Genomic DNA, 26,163 nt, shown 5'->3' with positions numbered 1-26,163 from the left:
CATACCTATGTTTTCTTGCCTTGCGAAGATTGCCGAATATTACTTACACAAGATTTTACGCAGACCCAATTAATGCTCCTTAACTCATCGGAAACAACTTCAAACGTTTGTTGTTGATCTTCTAGCTTCGTTTCGAGACGCTGAAAATAGCTTCTATTTTCAGTTTGGTTATTAGCCATATCCTCTCTTAGCTCTTTGATTGCTACTCCTAATCCTCTCGTTTCTTCTCTTAGCTCTTTGATTTCTCCACATAGCCCACTCATTTCTTCTCTTAGCTCTTTGATTTCTCCACGTTGCCCGTTCATTTCTTCTTTTATCTGATTCATTTCGGTATCAATTTTATCAAATCGTTCGTTCATTTGTGACATGAGCTGTTTTAATAATTCTTCCAATGAAAAACACCTCACTTTTCATCCATTATAGCATCTTTTTGAAAATATATTGTATTGATTTCTAGCGACTCGATGGTGTTCGTTTAACATGGATATATACAAAAAAAGCCCTTTTTTAAAGGACTTTTCAAATGAAAAGATATGATGGAGCATAGCGGGATCGAACCGCTGACCTTTTGGCTGCCAGCCAAACGCTCTCCCAGCTGAGCTAATGCCCCGAATTTTAACACGGCAATAATTATTCTACGTATTGACGTATTAAAAGTCAATAGTTTTTGCATTTTTTATAGAAAGTATCAAGTGACACGCCAATTTTTTTCACCTTGAAGTAAAGCAATCTCTCCATGTTCCACAAGCTGGTGAATGCCATGTAATCAAATCATCCAAGTTAAAAAGGGACTAAGAATTTCATCTCAGTCCTTTGGCATGTTGCCTATTTTTTTAGGCGCTTGTTAAGTTGTGCTTGCCGATCGTTTGATTCTTTTAACCATTCTTTAAGCTTGTCCTCAAGTGTATTGAAACCTTGAGGGGATTGGTTTGAAGATTTATTTTGGCGAGGAGGGCGAGGACGTGGCCTTTCCGTGCGCTCAGGGGCGGGTTCAGTCGCCCGAATCGAAAGTGAAATCTTGCCCGAACCTTCTTCGATGTTCAAGATTTTTACGCTTACTTCATCTCCAATCTTTAAGAAATCATTAATATCTTTGACATAGCTGTGCGCAACTTCAGAAATATGAACCAATCCTTGTGTTTTATCATCTAGAGCAACAAACGCTCCAAAAGGCTTGATTCCTGTCACTTTCCCCTGCACAACACTGCCTACTTCATAATTCGCTGTCATATACACACTCCTAAGATTTTATTAGCTTTTTTATTATATCACGACCTGACAGCATTGGAAAGGAAAGCTACGTAACATGAAACGTGATTGCATATCGATTAATAACTTAAAGTCAGAAGCCCGAAAAAGGAAAAAATCGGCAAAAGAGCCGATTTTTTTCTACTTACTCATGAAACTCTAATTCATCAATGATTTTAGCTATTCTTGGACCAACTCCGTCACCCCATTCAATAGGGTAATGGGTTGTTATTCGATACACTTTGCCATTTCTTTCGAAAATAGAGACAGTGCCTGTAAAATCTCCTTTTTCAATCGTATACTCCTTCTGGGAGTATGGGATCATGAATTCATCCTCGGCAACTTCAGTAATAGAATAACCATTAAAGTCGGATAGCAGCTGCTTATCATCTTTTGTTTGATTCTCACTTGCTTCATAGATTTCAAAATAAGCATCGTCCCTTTTTTCCCCAACAAAATTGGTGAATATTTTTATGCTGTTTTGCTCAGTTTGTGCAACCATGTCATCAGGGTAATATGTGGAGACTCCTATATGTTCATTTTTCGCAAGAATGAACGTTTTTTCTTCAGGCATTCCTTCGATTTCCAGTGTTTCAGTTTTTGTTTCGGGACGATCGATCTCCACAGTAGTCGCGTCTTTTTCATTATCTTTATCTGTTTCTGCCAACTTGTTTGGATCTTGCTTAACATGGTTTTCAGAGCTTTCTTCCATTTTTTGCTCAGAATTTTCTGAGCCATTCTGGAACAAATCCGGCGAAGCAACGATGAGTAATCCAACGAGTGCAAAGACGGCAATAGCAGCTCCTATTGGCAATATACGTAATCTCTTTCTTTTTCTCTTCGTACGATTTATACCATTTATATTCTTTACAATCCTATCTACATTAGAGAATGCCGGCATCTGTTCATAGGCTTGTTTTAAGCTGTTTAATCTAATTTGTAATTTATCATCACTACTTTGCATCGAATTCTCCTCCCTTCTCCTCGATCATCTTCTTTAATCGTGATTTTGCTCGAGAAAGTCTGGTTTTAACTGTAGACTCAGGGATTGACAAAATTTGTGAGATCTCTTGAATCTTTTTATCGTGGAAATAATAAAGTACAAGCGGCACTTTATATTTTTGATCTAAATCTTGGATAGCTTTATGAAGAAAAGCATCCTCCTCATTTTGGAACGTTTCCTTATCACTACTCACAGTAGAAGTTGGCTCCCTAAAAAGGGCAATGATTTTATTTTGTTCACGTTTTGTTTTTTTAAAATAATCTCTTGCGACATTTAAAGTGATTGTATATAGCCACGTTGAAAACGTTTTCCCGGAAAATTGATCAATAAAGCGGAAAACACGTATGAAGACTTCCTGTGTTACATCTTCAACATCATTGGCTGACACACCAATTTGGTAAGCGAATCGCTCAACAATTGGCAAGTGACTTTCAATTAAATCATGTAGCGCATCGTGGTTCCCTTGTTTCGCTAATCCAATGATCTTATCAACGCGCATATTCACCCTCTCTCCTTTCGATTATAAAACTGCCATTCCAATGAAAAAGTTTCAACTAAAATGATTTGCCGTTTTGTAAAATATCTTAAAATTTAGTATCCTTATATTAGAGTAAAACCTCTTAATCAAGATAACCATTCACAATTTGGAGGGAAACCAGTGACATATACAAAAATCGGTCCAATTGAAATCCTTACTGGTGAAAATAAAAGTAAAATACCTTTTTCTACTTCACTCCTCGTCCACGGTCGAGATGAAACAGCATTAATTGACTGCGGGACAGGTCACAAGGCCTATGACTATATAAAAAATCAAAAGCCACTCAAAAATATCTACTTAACGCACTACCACCTTGATCACATATCGGGAATTGGTGAATTTCCCGAAGCACAAACGTGGATTAATCCTTACGATAAACATAAGCTAAAAGATTTACATGAACTGACCAAAGCGAACGGGCTCTATGCTGTTCTCGGTGAAGAAGGAGCCGAAGACTGGATAAAAAAACGGACTGAACGAAATAATCCTGTCCTAAATGCAGCGACAAATGTGGATATGAATGTTTATCCATACGAACTCCCATTACAAATAGCTGGCGAAAAAATGATCATGATTCATGCACCTGGCCACACGGAAGGCTTGGCTCTTCCCTATTTCCCTGACCACGGTATCCTGTTTGTTGTCGACATTGACTTGTCATCATTCGGGCCGTGGTATAATAACATTGACAGCGACATTGATTTGTTTATTCAGTCAGCGTTAAAGACCCTTGAGGTTGATGCGGAATACTTCGTTACTTCCCACCATAAAGGGATGGTTCGGCGCAAAGAATATGAACAGAAGCTGCACGACTACTTAGCAATTATTGAAAAACGAGAGCAAAAATTGATAGATGCTATTGATCGAGGGATTTCTCCAGAAGACATCGTTTACGAAGAAGTTTTTTATTTTAAAGAAACTCATAAAAAAAGTCCTTTGGAAATGACTTCAGAAATAATTGGAATTGTAAAACATCTCCAACGTTTAATTAAAAACGGAGGGGATTATGAAGATTATTACAACGAATTTATCACGACACACCATTTAATAAAAGAGTACCTTTTTTACAAAAAAGAGCCACACCCTGCTGATCACCATCCATTAATGACAAAAACTCACAGCCTGTAAAGCGTGAGTTTTTGTGTTAATTAATCCTGCATCTGTTCTTCTTGCTCCTGAAGCTTCCTCCATAAAATTTTCCCGCTTCCTGAAATAGGAAGGCTATCTTGAAATTGAACGATTCTTGGATATTTGTACGCTGCCATTTGTGTTTTTGACCATTCAATAATCTCTTCTTCTGTTGTATTTCCTTTGCTTTCCTCTTTCAGAACTATAAATGCTTTTACCGTTTCTCCTCTTCTCGGATCAGGGACTCCGATGACACAAGCTTGCTCTACAGCAGGATGCTTATAAAGAATTGATTCCACTTCTGCTGGCCACACTTTGAAGCCTGACGCATTAATCATCCGCTTGACGCGATCAACCATAAAGAAATAACCTTCTTCGTCGTACCGGGCAATATCGCCTGTTCTAAAAAATGTTTTCCCATCCATTTCAATAAAGGCATTCTTTGTCTCTTCAGGCCTGTTCCAATATCCTTTAAACACTTGTGGACCGTTAACAATAACCTCTCCTTCTTCATTCGGGCCCAATTCTTTCATTGTATTCGGATCAATGATTCTGGCATCAACGTCAAACTGGGGAATACCCATGCATTGCATTTTTGGTCTCTCACTCGGATTTGAATGGGTTTGTGAAATCGTTTCTGTCAGCCCGTAACCTTCTGTATACCGGACACCTGTCATTTCGTATAATTTTTCGCCGACAGCTTCCGGAAGTGCCGCCCCGCCTCCGCTGATGGACGTCAGAGACTCAATATTATAGTTTGGCAAATTCGGATTCGCCAAGAAATCAACGACCATTGTGGCGATATTCACCCAATGCGTACAGCGATAACGTTCAATGAATGTAGCAGCAACGTCGCGATCCCATCTCGTCATAACAACCATCGTTGCTCCATTGTAAATCGGTGTATTCATGCTATGCTGAAGGCCTGTCACATGGAAAAGAGGAAGCGTTGTCAGGCATACTGCACTTGGCGTGATCTGAGACCATACACTTGCACTGAGAATGTTTGCCTGCAATGTTTTATGTGTATGCATGCAGCCTTTCGGCTTCCCAGTTGTTCCCGAAGTATATGGAAGACAGCATAGATCATCTGGTTCGGCAGTGCTTACGTTCGGTTCAATCGCTGCTGCCAATGCTTTCTCCCATTCAATTAGATCAGGGGATTCAAATGTCTGCCTTTCAGCAGCAACCACTTCAGGCACTGCGTAATCCAAATCGGTCTCCGCATAGTCCGAATAAGCGGCAACAATGATTTGCTGTAATGGCGTCGTTCCTATGCTTGGTTCAATTTGCGGAATTAATTCTTGGCCAACAATCGCAACTTTAGCGTCGCAATCCTTTAAATAAAATGCGACTTCATCTTTAATATTCATTGGATTAACTGGTACAACGACGGCATCTGCTCGCAGAATCGCATAAAATGAAATCATATATTGTGGCGAGTTCTGCATGTATAATACGACCCGATCACCTTTTTTCACGCCTGAATTTTTCTGTAAATAGCCTGCGAGCTTCAACACTTCTTCATTCAGCTGTTTAAACGTTATTTCCTTTCCATAGTAAACAATTGCCGTTTTATTGGGATAACGCCTCGCTGTAACGGCAAGATTATCATATACTGTCGTTTCTGGGATTGGTAAACTTTTTGCTAGTCGTTTTGGCCAAAATGCAAAATGCCTTGTCATCATTTTTAGTCACCTCTTTAAATTTTGATCCCAACAGTGAACGGTTGCATGGGAATAAATCCATTATATTTAAATATTCCAAATATTTAAAGGGAATAAAATAAAAAAAAGAGGATATACTGTATTTTTGTATCCCCCTTTTTTATGATAGCAAAACCACTAAACGGTTTTGCTTTTTTTATTTAGACAGCATATTTTCTTGTGAATCTTCCGATCCGGTTCATTGCTTCTTGCAGTTCAGATAAAGACGTAGCATAAGAACAGCGGATATGCCCTTCGCCGCCTTCTCCAAAAACGTTGCCAGGAACAACAGCCACCTTTTCTTCATGAAGCAGGCGTTCCGCAAATTGTTCTGATGTAAGGCCTGTTTTTTTTATCGAAGGAAAGACATAGAATGCCCCGCCCGGCAAGTGGCAATCCAATCCAATTTCCTGAAAGGACTTGACGAGGAAATTCCGCCTCTGACGGTAGCTTTTCACCATTTCATTCACATCGTCCATCCCTGTCTTGAGTGCTTCAAGTGCCCCGTACTGAGCCATAGTTGGTGCACACATAATTGTATATTGATGGATTTTCAGCATCGCTTGAATGATTTCTGCTGGCCCCGCCGCATAGCCGAGCCGCCAGCCTGTCATGGCAAACGCTTTAGAAAAGCCCGAAATGTAGATCGTTCTTTCTTTCATTCCGTTAAAACGGGCTATGCTCACATGTTCCTCATTATAGCTAAGTTCCGCATAAATCTCGTCAGTCAATACGAGCAAATCGTGTTTTTTAACGATGTCAGCCACGTTGTCCAACTCTTGTTCACTCATCGTTGTCCCCGTCGGGTTGTTCGGGAAACAAAGGATGATTGCTTTTGTCTTTTCGGTAATTTTCTGCTCTAGTTGTTCAGGCAGCAGCTTAAATTCACTTTCAGCACTTGTCGGTACGGCGACAGGGACGCCACCAGCGAGAGAAACGCTCGCACTATAGGCAACGAAACAAGGTTCCACGACAAGCACTTCATCACCTGAATCAAGGATGGCACGCAGGGCAACATCAATCGCCTGGCTCGCACCAACGGTAACAATCACTTCATCTTCTGCATCATATGTCAGATTGAATTTCCCTTGTAAGTATTTCACAATTTCAGTTCTTAACTCAAGCAACCCTGCATTTGATGTATAGCCAGTGTACCCTCTTTCAAGAGAATCAAGGCTTGCTTCGCATACATGCCAAGGCGTGACAAAATCCGGTTCTCCAACACCTAATGAAATGACGCCTTCCATTTGTGACGCAAGGTCAAAAAATTTGCGTATCCCAGATGGCTTTAATTTTTTCGCTGTTTCAGATAAATACGATCGTTTCATTGTGCTCGTTTTCATGGAGACACCACAATTCGTTTATCTTCTTTTTTCGGTTCAAAAATCACACCGTCATGTTTGTATTTTTTCAACATAAAGTGTGTGGTCGTTGAAATAACCGAGTCGATGGTAGATAGTTTCTCTGCAACAAATCTCGCGATTTGTGCCATTGTCTTTCCTTCGATGTGAACGGAAAGATCATAGGTTCCTGACATTAAATAAACAGCCTTTACTTCAGGGAAGCGGTAAATTCGTTCAGCAACCTCATTAAAGCCGACGCCGCGCTTTGGCGTCACTTTAACATCAATGACCGCCGTGACTTTCTCGTCTTCAATGGCTTTGCTCCAGTCTACGACAGCCGAATAGCTAAGAATGATATTTTTTTCTTCTAACGTTTTTATCTTTCTTTCTATTTCTTCAACCTTTAAATCAAGCATTTTTGCTAACGTCTCAATTGGAATTCGTCCATTTTTCTCCAAGATTTCAAGCAGTTCCACAGTCTTGTTATCCATAATTTTCGCTCCTTCATACACACGCTGTGTCAACTTAGTTTATTATAACAGAAATCCCACCTCGGGCAGCATTGAAAAAAGGAAAAATTGGGTATAATACGTTAAGCTGTTATCATTTTTTATAAAGTATGTTTTTGCAGCAAATGGAGGTTTTTCGAAATGACAACAGCAATAACAGAACATACTAGCAACATAACATTGTTAAATGTACAACTGTATTACGAGTGGTACGAGCCTAACGTACACCGAAGCAATCAAGTGTTCTTGCTTATTCATGGATTTCTTTCGTCTACATATAGCTTTCGCTATTTAATTCCGCTGCTCGCAAAAACGCATACCGTCATTTCAATCGATTTGCCTGGTTTTGGAAAAAGCGAAAAATCAACGTCATTCCGTTATTCTTATAAAAATTACAGCCAGCTCATCATTGATTTTATCACTGCGTTTTCACTAAAGCATGTTGTGCTGATCGGCCATTCAATGGGAGGACAAATCGCATTGCGCACAGCAAAAATAGCCCCGGCACTCATTGAACGATGTGTTTTGATTGGCGGCTCAGCTTATTTAAAAAGGGCAAAAAAAGCAGTTATTTATAGTTCCTATCTTCCATTTGTAAGTTTTTTCATAAAAAAATGGTTTAAGAAGAACGATGTGAAGGAAAATCTTCTCACTGTCGTCTACAATAAATCTATTGTAAATGAAAACTTAATAAAAGAGTATGGGGAACCGCTGCAACATAAACGCTTCCTCGACTGCATGATTCGTTTATTGCGCCACAGGGAAGGCGATTTATTATCAGAGGAAATGCAAAGCATTGCAACCCCATGTTTACTTGTATGGGGAAAACATGATAAAGTTATCCCGCTTACAACTGCGCATAACCTTTTGACCGATTTGCCAAATGCAAAACTCGTCGTTTATGAGGATGCCGGCCATTTAGTCAGTGAAGAACAGCCGGAAAAACTAGCGAAAGATATTCTGGAATTTTTAAATGAATGAGTAATCACTGTCTGGTTAGGGTATTAAAACAATAGGTTTGAATCGTAAATTAATCCTCTCGTACCAAGGAGGTGGAATCCCTTATACATTTGTATAAGGAAATGATGGATATTTTTAATTTAATCTTATTCATATTACTTATCTTTTTTACCGCCTTTTTCGTTGCGGCGGAATTTTCGGTTGTTAAAGTAAGAAAAACCCGAATTGACCAACTGGCAATGAATGCGAATAAAAACGCCATCATTGTTCAAAAAATACTGAACAACCTTGATGGCTACCTATCCGCCACCCAACTGGGCATTACAATTGCGGCATTAGGACTTGGGTGGCTTGGAGAACCAACGTTTCACGGCCTTATTGATCCGTTCGTTGCTTGGTTCGGCTTGCCTGAGGCGGTTACCAGCACTTTATCTTTTCTAATTGTATTTTTGTTTGTCACGTTTTTAAATGTCGTAGTTGGTGAACTGGCACCAAAAACGATTGCCATTCAAAAATCAGAACAAATTGCTTTATTGATTGCTAAGCCGCTGTATTGGTTTTATATCATTGCGTTTCCTCTCATATGGCTTTTAAACGGTTCGGCCCGTTTGCTCGTTCGCGTTTTCGGTTTTAAAACGAATGATTCCCAAGAAGCTGCTTTATCAGAGGAGGAATTGCGGCTTAGTATGTCTGAGAGCTATAAAAGCGGCGAAATCAATCAATCCGAATTGCAGTATGTCAACCGCATTTTCGAGTTTGATGACAGGCTTGCGAGGGAAATTATGGTGCCTCGGACAGAAATCGTGTGCGTCTATAAAGACGATACGTTGGAGGAAAATCTTAATGTTTTAAAACAAGAAAAATTTACACGCTTTCCCGTTGCGGATGGCGACAAAGATCATATTGTTGGCTTAATCAATATAAAAGAAGTTTTTCATGATGTGTTCAATAACCATGCGAAGCCATTGGAAGAATATATTCGTCCGATCATTTTAGTGATTGAACATATACCGATAAAAAAATTGCTCATTAGAATGCAAAAAGAGCAAATTCATATGGCTGTTCTCGTTGATGAGTATGGCGGCACTGCAGGCCTTGTTACTGTTGAGGATATCCTTGAAGAAATTGTCGGTGAAATCCGCGATGAATTTGACAGCGATGAACAGCCAATGATTAATAAAGTGTCCCCAACAATTACAGTGCTGGATGGAAAAGTGTTAATCGAAGATGTGAACAATCTATTCAATTTGCATCTTGATGACAGTGAAGTTGATACAATTGGGGGATGGATGCTCTCTCAGATAAGCGATATCCAGCTTGGTTCTTCGATTAAAGTGAACGGCTATGAATTTAAAGTAACGGAAATTGATGGACATCAAGTTAAATATATTGAAGTGATTAGACAAAATAACAAAGATGAACAAGTGATAAAAAAAACTCCTGCCGACGATTAATCGGCAGAAGTTTTTTTATGCTTGTTTTTTTACGACGATTTCATTGTCTTCAACGTCAACTTTAATTTTTTCAACGTCTTGCTCGTCAATGAAGAGATCGGCGATGCCGTCTTCGACTTTTTCTTGGATGACTCTTCGAAGCGGACGGGCACCAAAACGAGGATCATAGCCTAAGCTTGCTAATTTTTCTTTCGCTTCGTCGCTTACTTCGATTGTTTTTCCGTCTTCTTTCAGCGTTTCATTCAATTCATCCAACATAAGAGAGACAATTTTGATCATGTCTTCTTCTTTTAATGGGTTAAATTGAATGATGCTGTCAAAGCGGTTTAAGAATTCTGGTTTAAAGTAAGGTGTTAAGCTTTCAAGATCTGTCACAGCATCAGATTGTTCAGCATTAAAGCCGACTTTTGCTTCCCTCACACCAGTACCTGCGTTGCTTGTCATAATGATGACGGTGTCTTTAAAGCTTACTGTACGTCCTTGGCTGTCAGTTAAGCGCCCGTCTTCCATGATTTGCAAGAACATGTGCTGCACATCAGGATGCGCTTTTTCAATTTCGTCCAACAAAATGATGCTGTATGGGTTGCGCCTTACTTTTTCAGTTAATTGGCCAGCTTCTTCATGGCCTACATAGCCTGGAGGCGAACCAATTAATTTAGAAACAGAATGTTTCTCCATATATTCGCTCATGTCCAGACGAATCAATGCATCTTTCGAACCGAAAAGCTCTTCGGCAAGTACTTTCGTAAGCTCGGTTTTACCGACACCAGTAGGGCCAACGAAAAGGAATGATCCGATTGGGCGTGTTTTTGCTTTAAGTCCAGCGCGGCTTCTGCGGATCGCTTTCGCTACTTTTTCAACAGCTTCTTTTTGTCCAATGACTCGATCTGCAAGATTGGACTCCAAGTTTTTCATTTTCACTTGCTCGTCTTCTTGCAATTTTGTCACTGGGATGCCTGTTTTTTCTTCAAGAATTTGTTGAATGTCTTCCACTTCAACTTTTTCCTGATTATTTTCGCCCGCTTTTTTCATTTCTTCCTGCAATCTCAATTCTTCCGTACGCAAATAGGCAGCACGTTCATAATCTTCTTCACTCGCGGCTTTTTCTTTTTCTTTCACGATTTCTTGAAGGCGCGCTTCCATTTTTCCACGGTCACCGGCAGACTGAGCCAAATTCTTTCTAGAACCGGCTTCGTCAAGCAGGTCAATCGCCTTGTCAGGCAAGAAGCGGTCTTGAATATAACGATGGGAAAGCATTGCACAAGCTCGAATGGCTTCATCTGTATATTTGATTTCATGATATTGTTCATATTTTGGCTGCAAACCTTTTAGGATTTCCAATGTGGCTTCAACAGAAGGCTCTTTCACAATAACAGGCTGCAAACGCCGTTCGAGTGCCGCGTCTTTTTCAATTTGGCGGTACTCTTTTAAAGTTGTAGCGCCAATAAGTTGAAGGTCGCCTCTTGCAAGCGCAGGTTTCAAAATATTGCCTGCGTCCATTGAGCCTTCGGCAGAGCCAGCTCCAACAATTAAATGAATCTCGTCCACAAACAAGATCACATTTTCTCTGCTTTGCAGCTCTTTAATAAGTTGTTTCATTCGTTCTTCAAACTGTCCTCGGATGCCGGTATTCGCTACTAAAGATGCGACATCAAGGATATACACTTCTTTATTTAATAGTTTTGTCGGCACTTGGCCTTGGATGATTTTTAACGCAAGGCCTTCAGCAATCGCTGTTTTACCGACACCAGGTTCACCAATTAAAACTGGATTATTTTTGTTCCTTCTATTCAAAATTTCAATGACTCGGTCAATTTCTTGCTCTCTTCCAATAACAGGATCAATTCGTCCTTCTCTAGCTGAATCCATTAAGTTATGGCCAAGTTCATCAAGCAATCCTTTTCGTTCTTCTTTCACTTGCTGAGTCACTTGAGGCCCTTTTCCTTGCATGAATCCTTGGAACGCATTATTAAAGTCAAAATGATGATGCATTGAGCTGAAACCAGTTGGATTTTTCATTTCATTTTGAACAGAGAGGAAACATTCTTGACATAAGTGAAATTCTTGAAGCTGGCCATTGATACCAACTCTCATTCTAACTGTTGCTTCATTTGTATTACATTTTTCACAACGTTTTGTCATGTAAATATCCTCCTTCTTATTTTTCGATTTGTTTTAGTTTTTAATTTCAAGTTAGGTTAGGTTAAGGTCTTTGATTTTGACTTTGACTATATTTGACCTTTGACTTTATTATACTCTGACCTTCTTTGACTTTCAAGTGCTTTTTATAAAAAAGTGAAAAAAAATAGTGAAAAGCCGTTACCTCTATTCAAGGCAACGGCTTTTCACTATTCATATGTTGGTTCAATATAGGTTTCAAATGCTTTTTCATAGTTACGGCACAACTGCAAAACAAGCCGATCGGCAAAACGGCTGCCGACAACTTGAAGGCCCACTGGCAAACGGGATGATGTTAACCCGATTGGCAACGATGCGGCTGGATGGCCTGTCAAGTTGTAGATTTGTGTCATCATCCAATCTGATTCCGGATTAATATTCTTCCCATTGATATGTGAAGGCCCTGGCAAATGATGTTCAAAGGCTGTTGTCGCAAGGGTAGGCGATACGATGAATTGGTATTTGTTTAAGATGGATTGGATGGCCTTCCACACTTTTGTACGATTGAATTCAATTGCCCGGTAGTCAACTGCGCTTAATTTTCTCCCAACTGCAATCATTTTTGCGATGTTTTCCGAGAAATTTTCAGGTGCTTTGTCGTATAAATGCCCATAATTCGCTGCGTATTTGACACACCACATGCCGGAAAATGCCCGTGCGAGATCTTTTTTGCTGATTCCAAGATCAAGATTTACTTCTTCTACTTCACAACCGAGGGAAGCCAAGTTATCACACGCTTTTTCAACGACTTCTCTCACGTCATCTGATACTTCATATAAACCATAGTTGAGGGTATAGGCGATTTTTAACCCTTTCACATCACCGTTCAAGTCTGCAAAGTCGACCGCGGATGTTGGAACGGAATCCGGATCATTCACTTGGTATCCCATCATAACTGAGAAAAGAAGGGCAGCGTCTTCAACTGTTCTCGCCATTGGACCATTATGTAAATAGGGGTGCTGGGAGCCGAAGAGATTGTTTGGATCGCTGTCATGCGGTACAACTCCGAATGTCGGCTTCAAACCAAAAATTCCAGTTAATGATGATGGGATTCGAATTGAGCCTCCTCCATCGCTTCCTTCAGCAAATGGCGCGAGCTTTGCCGCAACCGCGACAGCAGAACCTCCGCTTGAACCACCTGGTGTTAACTTTTCGTTCCACGGGTTTTTTGTCGTCCCGAACAGCGGGTTATCCGTCGTCCCTTTATGGCCGAATTCAGGTGTGTTTGTCTTCCCTAACACGATACCGCCAGCTTCTTTAATCCTTTGTAAAAAAGTCGCGTCATAATCGGGTATGAAATCTTTGAACATTTCCGAGCCATATGTCGTTAAGATTCCCTTCGTTGGGGTTAAATCTTTGATCGCTACCGGTATGCCGTGAAGGCCACCGAGCTCTTCCCCTTTCATAACCGCCTCTTCCGCATTTTTCGCTTCATCTATCGCATGCTCATTGATTGTGACATAAGCATTCCATTTTGAGTTGAACTTCTCAATACGATCAAGATAAGCTTTGACAACTTCAACAGGCGAAAGTTCCTTTTGTTTAATTTGCCTCCGTAACTCTACTGCTGATAAATCCGTAATTGACAAGGCACTCACTCCTTAGAATTTATAATAGAAAATTTCCCTCTTAATAAAAATTGGCTATCAGTATGAGAATTCCTTTTTAATATATAAAAAAGCGATGACATTGATGCCACCGCTTTACATGAATCTTAATTATTTTAATAGGTATTCAAATAATAGACTAATTGAAACTAAAAAACCGAAATGAGTGTGCATTTGTGCTGTCGCTTTCATGGCAGGCATCATTTCAATTGGCTGTTTCTTTCCGATAAAGTTTCTTGTTGCCGAAACGGCTTTCGGCAAACTAATAAACACGAGAAGCAGCCATAATGACGCGTACCCTGCAACAATCATCCAAATGACCCAAAGATAAGAGAAAATAAACATAGCCGCTAAAAATCGGACAGAGTTTTTATGGCCTAAAAGAATGACCAGAGTTTTTCTCCCACTTTTTGCATCGCCTTCACGGTCGCGAATATTGTTGGCCGTTAAAATGGCTCCACACAGAATAGATATCGGCACAGAGATAAGAATGCTCTTCGTCGTAACAGCGCCTGTTTGAATATAAAATGAAATAAGGATGATAATAAGTCCCATGAAAAAACCGGAAACAATTTCGCCAAACGGTGTATAAGCGATCGGATAAGGGCCACCTGTGTAAAAATATCCCGCCGCCATTGAAATGGCCCCAATAACAGCAATCCACCAACTTGTTGCAGCGGAAATATAAATTCCAAGCAAAATAGAGATGAAAAACAGCATGAGCGCAAGGCGCAATATAAGCTTTGGTTCGATTCCATCTCTTACGATTGCTCCCCCGATTCCGACTGATTCAGCAGTATCAAGCCCCCGCTTATAATCGTAATACTCATTAAACATATTTGTCGCGATTTGAATGAAAAGCGAAGCCAACATCATCGCCAAAAACAACATAAAATGAAACTTCCCATCCAAAACCGCAAGCATTGTTCCGATAAAAACCGGGACAAACGCTGCCGTTAATGTGTGCGGGCGCAAAAGCCGCCACCACACTTGCCAACTTGAAGGTTGTTTCATATCCTTCTGTTGTTCGATAAGTGCTGACATAATTTTCTCTCCCTTAAACTGATCCACAAATTAAGTTTATGAGAATGGGGGGAAACTGTCAATCTCTCTGAACCAGCTTTCTTCCTCTTTATATGGGCTCGATTTATGGCTTGTTTATTGACATAAATCAAATGGAAGGTGTATCTTTGAATAGATTCTATTGCCGTTTTTATAAGGAAATTTGCTATATACAAGTGATTAAGTCGGGTTTTAATCTCTGACTTCCGGATCTACTCAGGAGGAATCAATCGTGATCATGATAGAAGAGCCTAAGCTACTGTATGAAAAGCTAGTTGAAGGCGTTAAAAAAGCTGGCCAATGTGGTCGCCCAATTATTGTAAGTATAACTTCAAAAATAAAATACCAAGATCCCATTCTCTTTTTTTCTGCATGCAAAGACGAAAAAGGAACACGGATTTTTTGGAGTGACCCCAATCAAGAATTAACCCTTGTTGGAGTCGGCTCCGAGCTCACATTTGAGACAAATGGAACGGATCGTTTTTCTTGGGTCGAGAAAAAATGGCGTAAGTCTCTGCAAGATGCGATTATTGTTCAAGACGAACCGGTTCCGGGAACGGGCCCAACTCTTTTGGGTGGATTCAGCTTTGATCCTTTAAAAGAAAAGACGCCGCTTTGGAAGTCCTTTCCAGATGTAAAAATGAATTTGCCGAAATTTATGCTTACGAATCATAAAGAAAGCTCTTGGCTAACTGAGAACTTTTTTCTAAAAGCGACAGATGATCCGGATCTTATCACAGAAATAGCGATAAAAGAACGGGAAAATCTTTTTAAGTATGGAGGAAATGCATCACTTCTCCACAATGCGTATATTAAGGAAGAAATTAACCCTCAATCTTGGACGCGTATCGTTCGAGAAGCAACGGAAAGCATAAAAAAGAATGAACTTAAAAAAGTGGTACTGGCAAGAGAACTTCGAATTTTTGCAGATAAGCCTTTTTCACCTGAGCACACCCTTTCCCGCCTGCATAAAGAACAGCCTTTAAGCTATATTTTTGCTTTTGAAAGCATGGAAGACTGTTTTATCGGGGCAACCCCTGAAAGGCTTGCAAAACGGGAAAAAGGCCACGTTCTGTTCACATGCCTTGCCGGCTCGATGAAACGGGGCAACACAGCAAAAGAAGATGAACAGCTCGGAAACGATCTAATGAATGATCCTAAAAACCGCCAAGAACACCAATTCGTTGTTGACATGATTGGGGAAGTCGCCAAAAAGTTTTGCAAGGATGTTTGCGTGCCAGATGGGCCTGTTCTCTTCAAATCACGCCATATTCAACATTTATTTACACCGATCGCTGCAAAAGCAACAGACAAGTCCTTGCTTACCATTATTGAAGCGATGCATCCGACACCTGCTCTCGGGGGCTTTCCGAAAAATGCCGGCATTGAAAAAATCCGCCAGGTGGAAGAGCTTGACAGAGGTTGGTATGCCTCCCCTATTGGCTGGATTGACTATAAAGGCAACGGTGAATTTGCGGCGGCGATCCGCTCTGCATTGCTTCAAGGCAGTGAAGCATCCCTGTTTGCCGGCTGTGGGATTGTCGCAGATTCCGATGAATTAAGTGAATACGAAGAAACGAGAATTAAGTTTCAACCAATGTTATCCGTATTAGGAGAAGAAAAAACATGATTGAAAACCACACGCTTACGAAATATACTGCTGCGTTTGTTGATGAACTCGTCCGCTCGGGAACCCGCCATGCTGTCATAAGCCCGGGTTCCCGTTCGACGCCTTTGGCGTTATTAATGGCGGAACATCCTGGCTTAAAGATTTGGCTGCAGGTTGACGAGCGCTCTGCTGCCTTTTTTGCGTTAGGCATCGCAAAATCAAAAAATGAACCGGTTGCGATTGTGTGTACTTCAGGGACAGCAGCCGCAAACTATTATCCGGCAGTAATTGAAGCAAAACTATCAAGAATTCCGCTTGTTGTATTGACCGCTGATCGCCCCCACGAGCTGCGTGACAGCGGGGCACCTCAAACAATTGATCAAGTCCGCTTGTTCGGCACTTACCCAAAATGGTTTGTTGATATGGCGTTGCCTGAAGAATCGGATGACTTGCTTCGCTATTCGAGAATAACCGCATCCCGGGCTGTTTCAACTGCAATTGCGACACCTGCCGGGCCTGTTCATCTGAATCTCCCGTTTAGGGAGCCTCTTCTACCCGATTTGTCGCTTCCAACGCTTTGGGAAGGCGGACGTGAGGCAGGCAAAAGCTATACAGCTGTTATTTCCGGAAGCCGAACATGCTCTGACGACGATTTGCAATCACTTGCGAAAGAAATAACTTCCAATCAAAAAGGGTTAATTATTTGTGGGCCAGTAAACGAAGGTGCTTCATTTGCATCAGAACTTGTCAAATTATCGGAAAAGCTGCAATTTCCAATTCTCGCGGATCCCCTTTCACAGCTTCGAACAGGCCCGCACAAGAAAGATACGATTATAGATACGTATGATGCATTTTTGCGTGTAACGGCTTTTACCAGCCGATTTGAACCTGATGTCATCATTCGCTTCGGTGCTATGCCAGTCTCGAAAGCATTACTGTTATACATTAAAAATAATCCAACTTGCAGGCAAATCTTGATCGATGATGGCGCAGGCTGGCGTGATCCAACGTTAACAGCTTCAGACCTTATTTACGTCTCTCCATTTGATTTTTGCAGCCGCATGAGTTCTTTTGTGAAAGGACAAAACAAGGAAGCAAAGAAATGGTTAAAAACATGGCAAGATGTAAACAGCATGAGCAAAGAAGCCATTCACCAGGCAGCAGTGCATGACAAAATGAACGAAGGCCAAGCCATGCTTGAAGCTGTCTCGATGCTTCCTGACAAAGCATCCATTTTCGTCGGCAACAGCATGCCTATAAGAGATTTGGATACATTTCTTTTTAATCAATCAAAACAAATCCGGACATTCGCAAACAGGGGCGCGAACGGAATTGACGGTGTCGTCTCAACCGCTTTGGGCGCGAGCCTTCACAGTGAACCGCTCGTCCTCGTCATTGGCGATTTATCATTTTTCCATGATTTAAACGGGTTGTTGCCAGCCAAACTGTACAGCTTGAATGCGACAATCATTGTCGTTAATAATGATGGCGGCGGTATTTTTTCGTTTTTGCCCCAAGCTGAACATAAAAGCAAGCACTTTGAACAATTATTCGGCACTCCGATTGGCCTTCATTTTAAACATGTTGTTGAAATGTACGGTGGTACGTTTGTGCGTGCGACGGATTGGAATGGATTTCGAAATGTTTATGAAGACAGCTTAAAAACAAATGGATTAAACGTGATTGAAATCGTAACAAACCGAAGCGAGAATGTGCGGCTTCACAAACAAATTTGGAATCAGGTGGAACGCACGGTTCAAGCCAAGCTCTTTGGAGAGAAAAAATAATGTTCTATCAGGTCAACAATCTGAACTTGCATGTTGAAATGGAAGGAAGCGGCTCGCCCCTCCTTCTTTTGCACGGCTTCACAGGTTCAAGCCATACTTGGAAGCCGTTCATTCCATTCTTATCGAAAAAACATACGGTCATTGCCATTGACATGATCGGGCACGGCAAATCAGACGCACCCCATGATCCGGCACGTTATACATTGGAAAAAGCGGCGGACGATACCATTGCCTTGTTGGATAAAATGAACATACAAACCATCCATTTGCTTGGCTACTCGATGGGCGGCAGGCTCGCCTTAATGATCGCGTGCCGGTACCCAGACAGAATTTCATCTCTCATCCTTGAAAGCAGCTCTCCTGGCTTGAAAACAGAAAAGGAGCGGAAAGCGAGAAGGTCGTCTGATGAAAAGCTTGCAGCTTTTATCGAAGAAAAGGGCATAACAGCTTTCGTCGATTATTGGGAAAACATCCCTTTATTTCAAACCCAAAAAAGAGTAACATTAGAAGAGAGAGAAAAAGTAAGGGCAAACCGCCTACAAAACAGAGTCCATGGCCTTGCGAACAGCTTGCGCGGCATGGGGACTGGACGACAGCCGTCTCTATGGAGCTGCCTTCCGGCACTTAACATGCCATGCTTGCTTCTGGCAGGCGAACTTGACGCAAAATATGTTAAAATTGCAAAAGAGATGGACAAGCTTCTTCCCCGCTCCAACGTCACCATTTTTCGTGACGCGGGCCACACAGTGCATCTTGAAAAAAGCCGGCCATTTGTCAAAACGGTTGCTGAATTTCTACATAAGATCGAAGTGAAATGAAGGAGGTCTTTGCTATGACAGTCGAATGGAAAAAAGAAAAAGAATACGAAGAAATTATTTACGAAACATATGACGCAATCGCCAAAATTTCGATTAACCGGCCTGAAGTACATAATGCTTTTACGCCAAAAACGGTCAACGAAATGATTGATGCCTTTTCCCGGGCGCGCGACGATTCCAAAATCGGCGTGATTATCTTGACCGGTGTGGGCGAGAAAGCGTTCTGCTCCGGCGGTGACCAGACAGTGCGGGGTCACGGAGGCTATGTTGGAGACGATGAAATTCCGCGCCTCAACGTGCTTGATTTACAACGCTTAATCCGCGTCATTCCGAAACCTGTCGTCGCGATGGTAAACGGCTATGCGATTGGCGGAGGCCACGTTCTCCACGTTGTCTGCGACTTGACAATCGCTTCGGAAAACGCCATTTTCGGCCAGACAGGCCCGAAGGTTGGAAGCTTCGACGCAGGCTATGGCGCAGGCTATTTGGCTCGCCACGTCGGCCACAAAAAGGCGCGTGAAATTTGGTATTTATGCCGTCAATACACCGCACAGGAAGCGCTTGACATGGGGCTCGTCAATACGGTCGTACCACTTGAAAAACTCGAAGAAGAGACCATTCAATGGTGCAAGGAAATGCTTGAAAAAAGCCCAACTGCCCTTCGCTTCTTGAAAGCTTCTTTCAACGCGGATACAGACGGACTTGCCGGGCTCCAACAACTTGGCGGAGACGCTACCCTTCTCTACTATACGACAGAAGAGGCAAAAGAAGGCCGCGATGCTTTCAAAGAAAAAAGAAAGCCGGACTTTGGCCAATTCCCGCGTTTTCCTTAATAAAAACGACTACTTCGAAAAAACACCTTTGGGCTCTGCACCGAGGAATCCTGCTAACTATGTATACACCTTATTTTTATATCTTTAAAATATGTTCAGCTTGGTGGCAATTCACCAAGCTGATTTGCTATTTCACCGAGTTTGGAGGAATCACAATGTCGGGAGAAATGATGCCGAATTGGCTGTATAAACGTGCGTTTCTTTCACCGGAACGCACAGCCCTTGAATTTGAGACAGAAAAAATTTCCTTTTTTGAATTGCATGAGCGTGCCCTTTCACTCGCACGCAAGCTTGCTTCCTTTCCGATTAAAGAAGGGGATTATGTTTCATTTTTGCTAAAAAATTGTCCCCATACCGTCGAACTCATCCACGCGCTTGAGTATATCGGCGCCGTCACCGTACCGCTTAACAATCGGCTGGCACCGGCTGAACTGCGCTTCCAGCTTGAAGATTCAAATACAGCGCTTTTGATTTATGACGAATCATTCAGCAGTCAAGCGATCGAAGCTGCCGAACCGCTCAAAAGTGTCAAAGCGATGGCGATTCATGAGCTTGGCCAGTTGGCGGAATCTGATTTTCAACCGAAAACCGAAATAAATTTGGATAGCAACCATACCATTATGTATACATCAGGGACGACAGGATCGCCGAAAGGTGTCATCCTTACATACGGAAACCATTGGTGGAGCGCTATCGGCTCAGCATTGAATCTAGGCTTGCAAGAGAGCGACAAATGGCTGTGCACCGTTCCGATGTTCCATATGAGCGGGTTGTCGATTTTGATGAGAAGCGTTATTTATGGTATTCCTGTCGTTATCCATGACGCCTTTGATCCCGATAAAGCAAATCAAGCGATCCACTCAAACGGCGTCACCATTGTATCCGTCGTCAGCGCCATGCTTGCCCGGATGGTTCATGCCCTTGAAAACAAGTACCCCGAGTCATTCAGGTGTATGCTGCTCGGGGGTGGACCCGCACCGAAGCCGCTCCTTGAAGCGTGCACAGAGAAAAACATCCCTGTCTTTCAAACATACGGCATGACAGAAACGGCATCACAAATCGTTACGCTTTCATCAGAATACATGCTCAAAAAAATCGGTTCTGCCGGAAAGCCTCTTTTCCACGCCCAATTAAAAATTGAAAAAGATGGCGCAATCGCTGAACCGCATGAAGTAGGGGAAATTGTTGTAAAAGGAGCAAACGTAACAAAGGGGTATCTAAGGCGAAAACAAGCGACCGAACAAGCGATAAAAAATGGCTGGCTTTACACAGGAGATCTAGGCTATCTCGATGAAGACGGCTTCCTATATGTCGTTGATCGAAGAAGCGATCTTATTATTTCCGGCGGCGAAAATGTCTATCCCGCTGAAATTGAAGCAACGCTTCTTTCCCACCCATCTATCGTTGAAGCCGGAGTAACAGGAAGGGAAGACGAAAGATGGGGGCAAGTGCCAATCGCCTTTGTCGTCAAAAATGACAAATCGGTAACTGAAGAACAGCTTAAAACGTTCTGCCGCGAACAATTAGCGGGCTACAAAGTACCGAAAAACATTTACTTTGTACATGAGCTCCCGCGAAACGGCGCGAACAAACTGATGAGGCGCGAACTCATTCAGTTTTTGAAGGAAGATAAAAGATGCTGAAATTCCACCGAGCCGTACTCCATCATATCTTGATGACGCTTAAAACACCTTTTGCCGCAAGTTCAGGCTCCACTTTCGATCGGGAATTCATTATCGTTGAACTGCAGGATAAAGACGGAGTAATTGGCTGGGGGGAGTGTTCCGCTTTTTCTTCCCCTTGGTATACAGAAGAAACGACAAAAACAGCGTGGCATATGCTTGAGGACTTTCTCATTCCGATCGTCTTTGAAAATCATATCGAACACCCAGAGAATGTCTCCTCTCTTTTTCGTACGATAAAGCGAAACAATATGGCCAAAGCCGCCATTGAAGAAGCCGTATGGGATGTGTATGCGAAACGAAACAACTCTCCTCTTGCCAGCGTTTTAGGGGGCAAAAAAAGAAAAATTGAAGTTGGCGCAGCCGTCGGCATCCAACAATCTGAAAAGGAGCTGCTTCATACAGTTGAGCGGTATGTAAATGAAGGCTATAAACGGATAAAAGTGAAAATCAGCCCAGGAATGGAGGATAAGATTCTCTCCCCTATCCGTTCCCATTTCCCGATGCTTCCGCTTATGGCTGATGCAAATTCCGCCTACACACTGGAAGATCTCGCCCAATTAAAAAAACTGGATCAATACGATCTCCTGATGATCGAACAGCCGCTTGCGGCTGACGACATTTTCGGCCATGCAGTTCTGCAAAAAGAACTAAACACACCCATTTGCCTTGATGAAAGCATCACCTCTTACCGCGATGCTAAGCAGGCGATTGAACAAAAGAGCTGTCAAATCATCAATATAAAGGTTTCCCGTGTCGGTGGGCTTACAGAAGCAAAGCGTATCCATGATTTATGCAAGGAACATCAGCTTCCCGTCTGGTGCGGAGGCATGCTGGATTCAGGCATCGGCCGCGCGCATAATATCGCCATCTCAACGTTGGATCATTTCATCATCCCTGGAGACACCTCTGCTTCCAGCCGCTATTGGGTGCATGATCTGATTACACCGGAAGTCACCATGGTTGACGGCTGCATTGAAGTCCCCGAAAAGCCGGGAATCGGCTATGAAGTGAACCGGGAGCAGCTTAAACGCTTCACCCTTTGTTCGAAAGTTTTCAAGAATACATTTAATGTTAACTATTAAAAATATTAAGTTGACATTATTTACGCCCTTTATTATGCTTATCTAAAAGAACTGATCAAAGGAGGGCATATTAAATGAAGCGTAAAAAATTTCGACCAATTGATTTAACGTTTATGGCTCTTTTTGCAGCCCTGATGGGTGTTGGTGCGAACATCGCCCAGTTTCTCGTTATTGGCGGTTTGCCAATTACGCTGCAAACGTTTTTCTCCATCATGGCTGGAGCGCTGCTCGGAAGCCGGCTCGGTTCCCTTTCCATGGCTCTTTATACGTTAATCGGCTTAGTGGGAGCGCCAGTGTTTGCCCAATTTACGGGGGGACCGGCTATTTTAATTAAGCCAACATTTGGTTTTATTTTATCTTATATTCTCGTATCGTGGATTGTTGGAAAAATCGTTGAAACCGCAAAAGATCCAGGCTTTAGCCGATTTTTAATTGCATGTATGGTTGGACTTGCCATTAACTATTTTCTTGGGACAAACTATATGTATTTCGCATACAAATTTTGGGCGGATGCTCCGGAAGGATTTACTTACGGGATGGCTTGGCTTTTGATGGTTCCCCCGCTTCCAAAAGATGTTTTGTTAACCGTTTTAACGGCTGTCATGGCACCGCGTATTTACAAAGCGATCCATCGTTCTGGAAGCCTCTCGAATCAATCAGCAGCTTAATGATGATAACGTTTATTTACCGCGCTTCGAAAGCGCGGTTTTTTCATGTTGAACTATGTTATAATGGTAACACTATTTTTCTAAGGAAGGAAGTTTGATACCACAATGGCGATCTTTTCAAATTTCCCATTATGGTGTGCCATTGCCGCCATCGTGTTGGCTCAATTTTTAAAAGTTCCCGTTAACTTTATCGCTACGAAAAAATGGGATTGGCGCCTCATCAACAGCAGCGGTGGTATGCCAAGTTCCCATTCTGGCGGCGTTACAGCCCTTGCAACAGGTATCGCAATTGAAGAAGGGCTTTCCTCGCCTATCTTTGCAGTGGCTACATTATTAGCCATTATCGTTATGTATGATGCAACTGGCGTTAGAAGGCAAACTGGCAAACAATCGATCGCAATCAACACTTTGATGAGAGATTTTAACCGTTTTATTGAAGAAGCAAAAACATGGGCTGGAAAAGACAAGCTGCAAAAACGTGAGGAACTTAAGGAATTACTCGGCCACGAACCGAGTGAAGTGTTTGTCGGAGGGCTATTCGGTGTATGTTCAACGTTAGTTATTTATTCATTGATCACTTTACAGTGAGTGTTTCAAAAAATAACCGAGAACAAAGTTCTGAGAACTTGCGCAGGAGGGCTGACTTCTGCGTTGTAGACATGACATGCACGTATTTAGCAGAAAAACCTCATATCCTTTAAGGATACGTGAGTACCGCAAGAACAAAGCTGACGAAGAAATTGGGCTGTTAAAGATGTTCGGCTAAAAACATCGTCGAACTGGCTCACATCCTGTGATCCTCCGGACTTTTTAAACAACCTTTTTATAGAAAGGATGGCTGGCTATTCATGAAAATCGCATCAATTTGCCCAAGCAACACCGAGCTCGCAGCTTACTTAGGGCTTGCCCCAAACATTATCGCTGTTGATGACTACTCAGACTGGCCTTCGGAAATTACTCATTTGCCGCGGCTAGGCCCTGATTTATCGATTGACATTGACAAGCTTGAATCATTACAACCTGATTTGATTTTAGCTTCTTTAAGCGTTCCTGGAATGGAAAAAAATATTGAAAAATTAAGAGAGCGAAATTTGCCCCATGTCGTTTTTAATCCGAATTCATTGAACGAAATTGCGGATGATTTATTAGAACTAGGCAAGTTAACAGGGACAGAGAAGAAAGCAAACGCCATAGTAAAAAAATATTTTCAAATCATCGATGAGTACAAAGCGATTGCATCAAACATTCGGGAGAAGAAAACGTTATATTGGGAATGGTGGCCGAAGCCTGTCTTTACCCCAGGCGGGACAAACTGGCTTACTGAAATTAGTGAGCTAGCAGGAGGTACGAATCTATTTCATGACAAAAATATTGCAAGTGTACAAACGACGTGGGATGCTGTTTTGGAGCGTCATCCTGATGTGATTTGCCTTGCTTGGGTTGGTGTAAACCAAACGAAAGTGAAACCCGAATTCGTCACGAAACGCGAAGGATGGGATAAACTGTATGAGAGGAAGCAGCCACCTATCCATATTCTTGAAGAAGACCTATTTTGCCGCCCATCGCCAAGGCTCCTGCACGGACTGAAAAAATTAGCATACCTTTTGCATCCTGATAAATATCCCGTATTCAACGACACGGACACCCTTTTGGAAAAATGACTCTAAAAGAAATCGTCTTTAGGCCCACAGGAAGTGGGTCATGCAGACGTTGCTACACAATGTGGCGTTCTTAATTCTAACTATTCTGGCTTCTAGGATCTGTTAAGAAAATGCTAGTTGCATTTTCTTAACTTTTTATATATTTTTGACGAAAGACTTGCATCGCTTCATCCTCATTTAGTTCTGCTAATTGCTGTTCAGTTAATGTTCCGCTGCCATGATTCACTTTATAAACAGTCACCTCTTGCTTTCCCCACTCACGATAGACATCTTTTGTCGTTTCAAAATAAAGATCAATTTTATTACCTTTAATTGCCGAACCCGTATCCGCTACAACACCATATCCGTAATTAGGAATAAACAATACCGTACCAATGGGGAAAACTTCCGGATCGGCTGCAATTGTGGAATAAAGATCCCTCTTTACTTTTACACCTGAGTAGGTTATCCCATAAGCAGGATGGCCAGGCGACTTTCCAGTTGATTCCTTGCCGGCTGTATATCCTGTCGCAACAACTTTTTTTGAAGGATATTGGGACCAGTCAATCGCTTCTTCAAGCGTACTAGCTGTTTTTGCAGGCGGAGAATTTGTCTCTATTGCCTTTTCCTCTACTGCTATATTCTCCGTGTTTTCTTTCGCGATTAATTTCTCTCTAAACCAATCAGACAAATCATTCGCCTTTATTCCGGTAATTGAAGTATACGTTGAAAAAAGAGCCGCCAGAAATAATATGATCATAAATGAACGGCGGGCAGTTGTCTTCAAAGTATTCATTCCTTCACTCCCTCCATACGTATTCCTTCCCAATTCGAAAGAATTTATACGCGGAAAAAGTGAGAATTGAACTACTCCATCTTATTTCTTACGAAATTTGAAGATGGAGATTCCTAAGAACACCTTCGTAACCGAAAGTTTTGATTAGGCTATCCCCGCAGTTCCTGCGGTTAGAAGTCTTATGGCTTCATTTTTAAGATTCCTACTTGCGTTAATATCCCTGTCGTGATGCGTACNGAAACTCTGACCAACTTACTTCACTAATGGCTTTTGCTAATTTGGAGTTCTTTAACAGATTGGATACCTGCAAATCTTCAATCCCGATGACATCGTGGTTTAGGCCAACACGACGTTGGTCATGCAAGCGTTGCCGCAGGACGCGGCGTTCTTAGCTTGCGTACCTTAGCATTTGAGATTTTATGCAAGTAGTCCTTTCTTGTATTCGTTATTTTTTCATGTATTCTTGCAACCTTGATTCGTTGTTTATGCCAATTTGAAGACCCTTTTTT

The 26,163-nt window shown here is 41.9% G+C and carries 23 protein-coding genes, 1 tRNA gene and 1 pseudogene; 12 read left to right on the top strand and 13 right to left on the bottom strand.

Annotation, left to right across the window (positions count from 1 at the left end; translation table 11 throughout):
- Positions 1-5: 5 nt before the first annotated feature.
- From DCC39_RS15685 to DCC39_RS15665, 5 genes are all read right to left on the bottom strand, one after another.
- Entirely contained in the window at positions 6-392 is a 387-nt protein-coding gene (locus tag DCC39_RS15685; RefSeq protein WP_116555845.1) for a hypothetical protein, read from the bottom strand.
- A gap of 145 nt (positions 393-537) precedes the next feature.
- Positions 538-610, bottom strand: a tRNA-Ala gene (locus tag DCC39_RS15680).
- Between the two features lie 215 nt (positions 611-825).
- Positions 826-1,230, bottom strand: coding sequence for a S1 domain-containing post-transcriptional regulator GSP13 (gene yugI, locus DCC39_RS15675; protein ID WP_116555844.1), 405 nt, complete (start codon positions 1,228-1,230; stop codon positions 826-828).
- Positions 1,231-1,393: 163 nt separating this feature from the next.
- Positions 1,394-2,212 (bottom strand): hypothetical protein, encoded by an 819-nt coding sequence (locus DCC39_RS15670; RefSeq protein ID WP_116555843.1) that lies wholly within the window; start codon positions 2,210-2,212, stop codon positions 1,394-1,396.
- Entirely contained in the window at positions 2,202-2,750 is a 549-nt protein-coding gene (locus tag DCC39_RS15665; protein WP_116555842.1) for an RNA polymerase sigma factor, read from the bottom strand. Before DCC39_RS15665 ends, DCC39_RS15670 begins: the two co-directional genes overlap by 11 nt.
- A gap of 159 nt (positions 2,751-2,909) precedes the next feature.
- On the opposite strand from DCC39_RS15665, the gene DCC39_RS15660 reads away from it, so the two are divergent.
- Positions 2,910-3,917, top strand: a complete 1,008-nt coding sequence (locus tag DCC39_RS15660) for an MBL fold metallo-hydrolase (protein WP_165820910.1) — start codon at positions 2,910-2,912, stop codon at positions 3,915-3,917.
- 20 nt (positions 3,918-3,937) lie between these two features.
- Here DCC39_RS15660 and DCC39_RS15655 read toward each other — a convergent pair whose 3' ends face one another.
- The 3 genes from DCC39_RS15655 to DCC39_RS15645 form a co-directional block, all read right to left on the bottom strand.
- Positions 3,938-5,605, bottom strand: coding sequence for a long-chain fatty acid--CoA ligase (locus DCC39_RS15655; RefSeq protein WP_116555840.1), 1,668 nt, complete (start codon positions 5,603-5,605; stop codon positions 3,938-3,940).
- 179 nt (positions 5,606-5,784) lie between these two features.
- Positions 5,785-6,966 carry an aminotransferase gene (locus DCC39_RS15650; RefSeq protein WP_116555839.1) on the bottom strand — a complete coding sequence of 394 codons (1,182 nt, stop codon included), beginning with the start codon at positions 6,964-6,966 and terminating at the stop codon, positions 5,785-5,787.
- On the bottom strand, positions 6,963-7,457 hold the full coding sequence (locus DCC39_RS15645) for an Lrp/AsnC family transcriptional regulator (RefSeq protein WP_116555838.1): 495 nt from the start codon (positions 7,455-7,457) through the stop codon (positions 6,963-6,965). The genes DCC39_RS15650 and DCC39_RS15645 overlap by 4 nt, the downstream gene beginning before the upstream one ends.
- A 159-nt stretch (positions 7,458-7,616) precedes the next feature.
- Between DCC39_RS15645 and DCC39_RS15640 the strand changes: the two genes are divergently transcribed.
- A complete protein-coding gene (locus tag DCC39_RS15640) occupies positions 7,617-8,456 on the top strand; it encodes an alpha/beta fold hydrolase (protein WP_116555837.1) in 840 nt (279 codons plus the stop codon).
- Positions 8,457-8,560: 104 nt separating this feature from the next.
- Positions 8,561-9,889, top strand: a complete 1,329-nt coding sequence (locus DCC39_RS15635) for a hemolysin family protein (RefSeq protein ID WP_116555846.1) — start codon at positions 8,561-8,563, stop codon at positions 9,887-9,889.
- Between the two features lie 15 nt (positions 9,890-9,904).
- Here the strand turns inward: DCC39_RS15635 and DCC39_RS15630 are convergent, their stop codons facing one another.
- The 3 genes from DCC39_RS15630 to DCC39_RS15620 form a co-directional block, all read right to left on the bottom strand.
- The gene (locus DCC39_RS15630; protein ID WP_116555836.1) at positions 9,905-12,031 is read right to left on the bottom strand and encodes an ATP-dependent Clp protease ATP-binding subunit; all 2,127 of its coding nucleotides are present in this window, start codon (positions 12,029-12,031) and stop codon (positions 9,905-9,907) included.
- Between the two features lie 206 nt (positions 12,032-12,237).
- Positions 12,238-13,656, bottom strand: coding sequence for an amidase (locus DCC39_RS15625; RefSeq protein ID WP_165820909.1), 1,419 nt, complete (start codon positions 13,654-13,656; stop codon positions 12,238-12,240).
- 129 nt (positions 13,657-13,785) lie between these two features.
- Entirely contained in the window at positions 13,786-14,718 is a 933-nt protein-coding gene (locus tag DCC39_RS15620) for a 1,4-dihydroxy-2-naphthoate polyprenyltransferase (RefSeq protein ID WP_116555834.1), read from the bottom strand.
- Positions 14,719-14,974: 256 nt separating this feature from the next.
- Between DCC39_RS15620 and DCC39_RS15615 the strand changes: the two genes are divergently transcribed.
- The 9 genes from DCC39_RS15615 to DCC39_RS15575 all read left to right on the top strand — a co-directional run bounded on the left by DCC39_RS15615 (position 14,975) and on the right by DCC39_RS15575 (position 24,879).
- Entirely contained in the window at positions 14,975-16,366 is a 1,392-nt protein-coding gene (locus DCC39_RS15615) for an isochorismate synthase (RefSeq protein WP_240613673.1), read from the top strand.
- Positions 16,363-18,132, top strand: a complete 1,770-nt coding sequence (gene menD / locus DCC39_RS15610) for a 2-succinyl-5-enolpyruvyl-6-hydroxy-3-cyclohexene-1-carboxylic-acid synthase (protein ID WP_116555832.1) — start codon at positions 16,363-16,365, stop codon at positions 18,130-18,132. The genes DCC39_RS15615 and menD overlap by 4 nt, the downstream gene beginning before the upstream one ends.
- Positions 18,132-18,950 (top strand): 2-succinyl-6-hydroxy-2,4-cyclohexadiene-1-carboxylate synthase, encoded by an 819-nt coding sequence (menH, locus tag DCC39_RS15605; protein WP_116555831.1) that lies wholly within the window; start codon positions 18,132-18,134, stop codon positions 18,948-18,950. The genes menD and menH overlap by 1 nt, the downstream gene beginning before the upstream one ends.
- A 14-nt stretch (positions 18,951-18,964) precedes the next feature.
- Complete coding sequence (menB, locus tag DCC39_RS15600; protein WP_116555830.1) at positions 18,965-19,783, top strand: 1,4-dihydroxy-2-naphthoyl-CoA synthase; 819 nt, start codon at positions 18,965-18,967, stop codon at positions 19,781-19,783.
- A 155-nt stretch (positions 19,784-19,938) separates the two neighbouring features.
- A complete protein-coding gene (locus tag DCC39_RS15595) occupies positions 19,939-21,426 on the top strand; it encodes an o-succinylbenzoate--CoA ligase (protein ID WP_116555829.1) in 1,488 nt (495 codons plus the stop codon).
- Entirely contained in the window at positions 21,423-22,550 is a 1,128-nt protein-coding gene (gene menC / locus DCC39_RS15590; RefSeq protein ID WP_407071866.1) for an o-succinylbenzoate synthase, read from the top strand. The genes DCC39_RS15595 and menC overlap by 4 nt, the downstream gene beginning before the upstream one ends.
- Positions 22,551-22,624: 74 nt before the next feature.
- Complete coding sequence (locus DCC39_RS15585; RefSeq protein WP_116555827.1) at positions 22,625-23,218, top strand: biotin transporter BioY; 594 nt, start codon at positions 22,625-22,627, stop codon at positions 23,216-23,218.
- Positions 23,219-23,323: 105 nt separating this feature from the next.
- Positions 23,324-23,806: a divergent PAP2 family protein gene (locus DCC39_RS15580; protein ID WP_116555826.1), complete on the top strand. Its 483-nt coding sequence runs from the start codon at positions 23,324-23,326 to the stop codon at positions 23,804-23,806.
- A gap of 260 nt (positions 23,807-24,066) precedes the next feature.
- Entirely contained in the window at positions 24,067-24,879 is an 813-nt protein-coding gene (locus DCC39_RS15575) for a cobalamin-binding protein (protein WP_116555825.1), read from the top strand.
- 127 nt (positions 24,880-25,006) lie between these two features.
- Here DCC39_RS15575 and DCC39_RS15570 read toward each other — a convergent pair whose 3' ends face one another.
- Together DCC39_RS15570 and DCC39_RS15565 are read right to left on the bottom strand one after the other, a co-directional pair.
- Positions 25,007-25,654 carry a 3D domain-containing protein gene (locus tag DCC39_RS15570; RefSeq protein WP_116555824.1) on the bottom strand — a complete coding sequence of 216 codons (648 nt, stop codon included), beginning with the start codon at positions 25,652-25,654 and terminating at the stop codon, positions 25,007-25,009.
- Between the two features lie 144 nt (positions 25,655-25,798).
- A pseudogene (locus DCC39_RS15565) lies at positions 25,799-26,163 on the bottom strand (transposase); the annotation flags it as partial.

Origin of the sequence: Pueribacillus theae, from assembly GCF_003097615.1 — a bacterium.
Classification (GTDB): Bacteria; Bacillota; Bacilli; order Bacillales; family UBA6769; genus Pueribacillus; species Pueribacillus theae.
The sequence above is the reverse complement of the archived record's forward strand: the minus strand, read 5'-3'. Positions and strand labels throughout refer to the sequence as shown.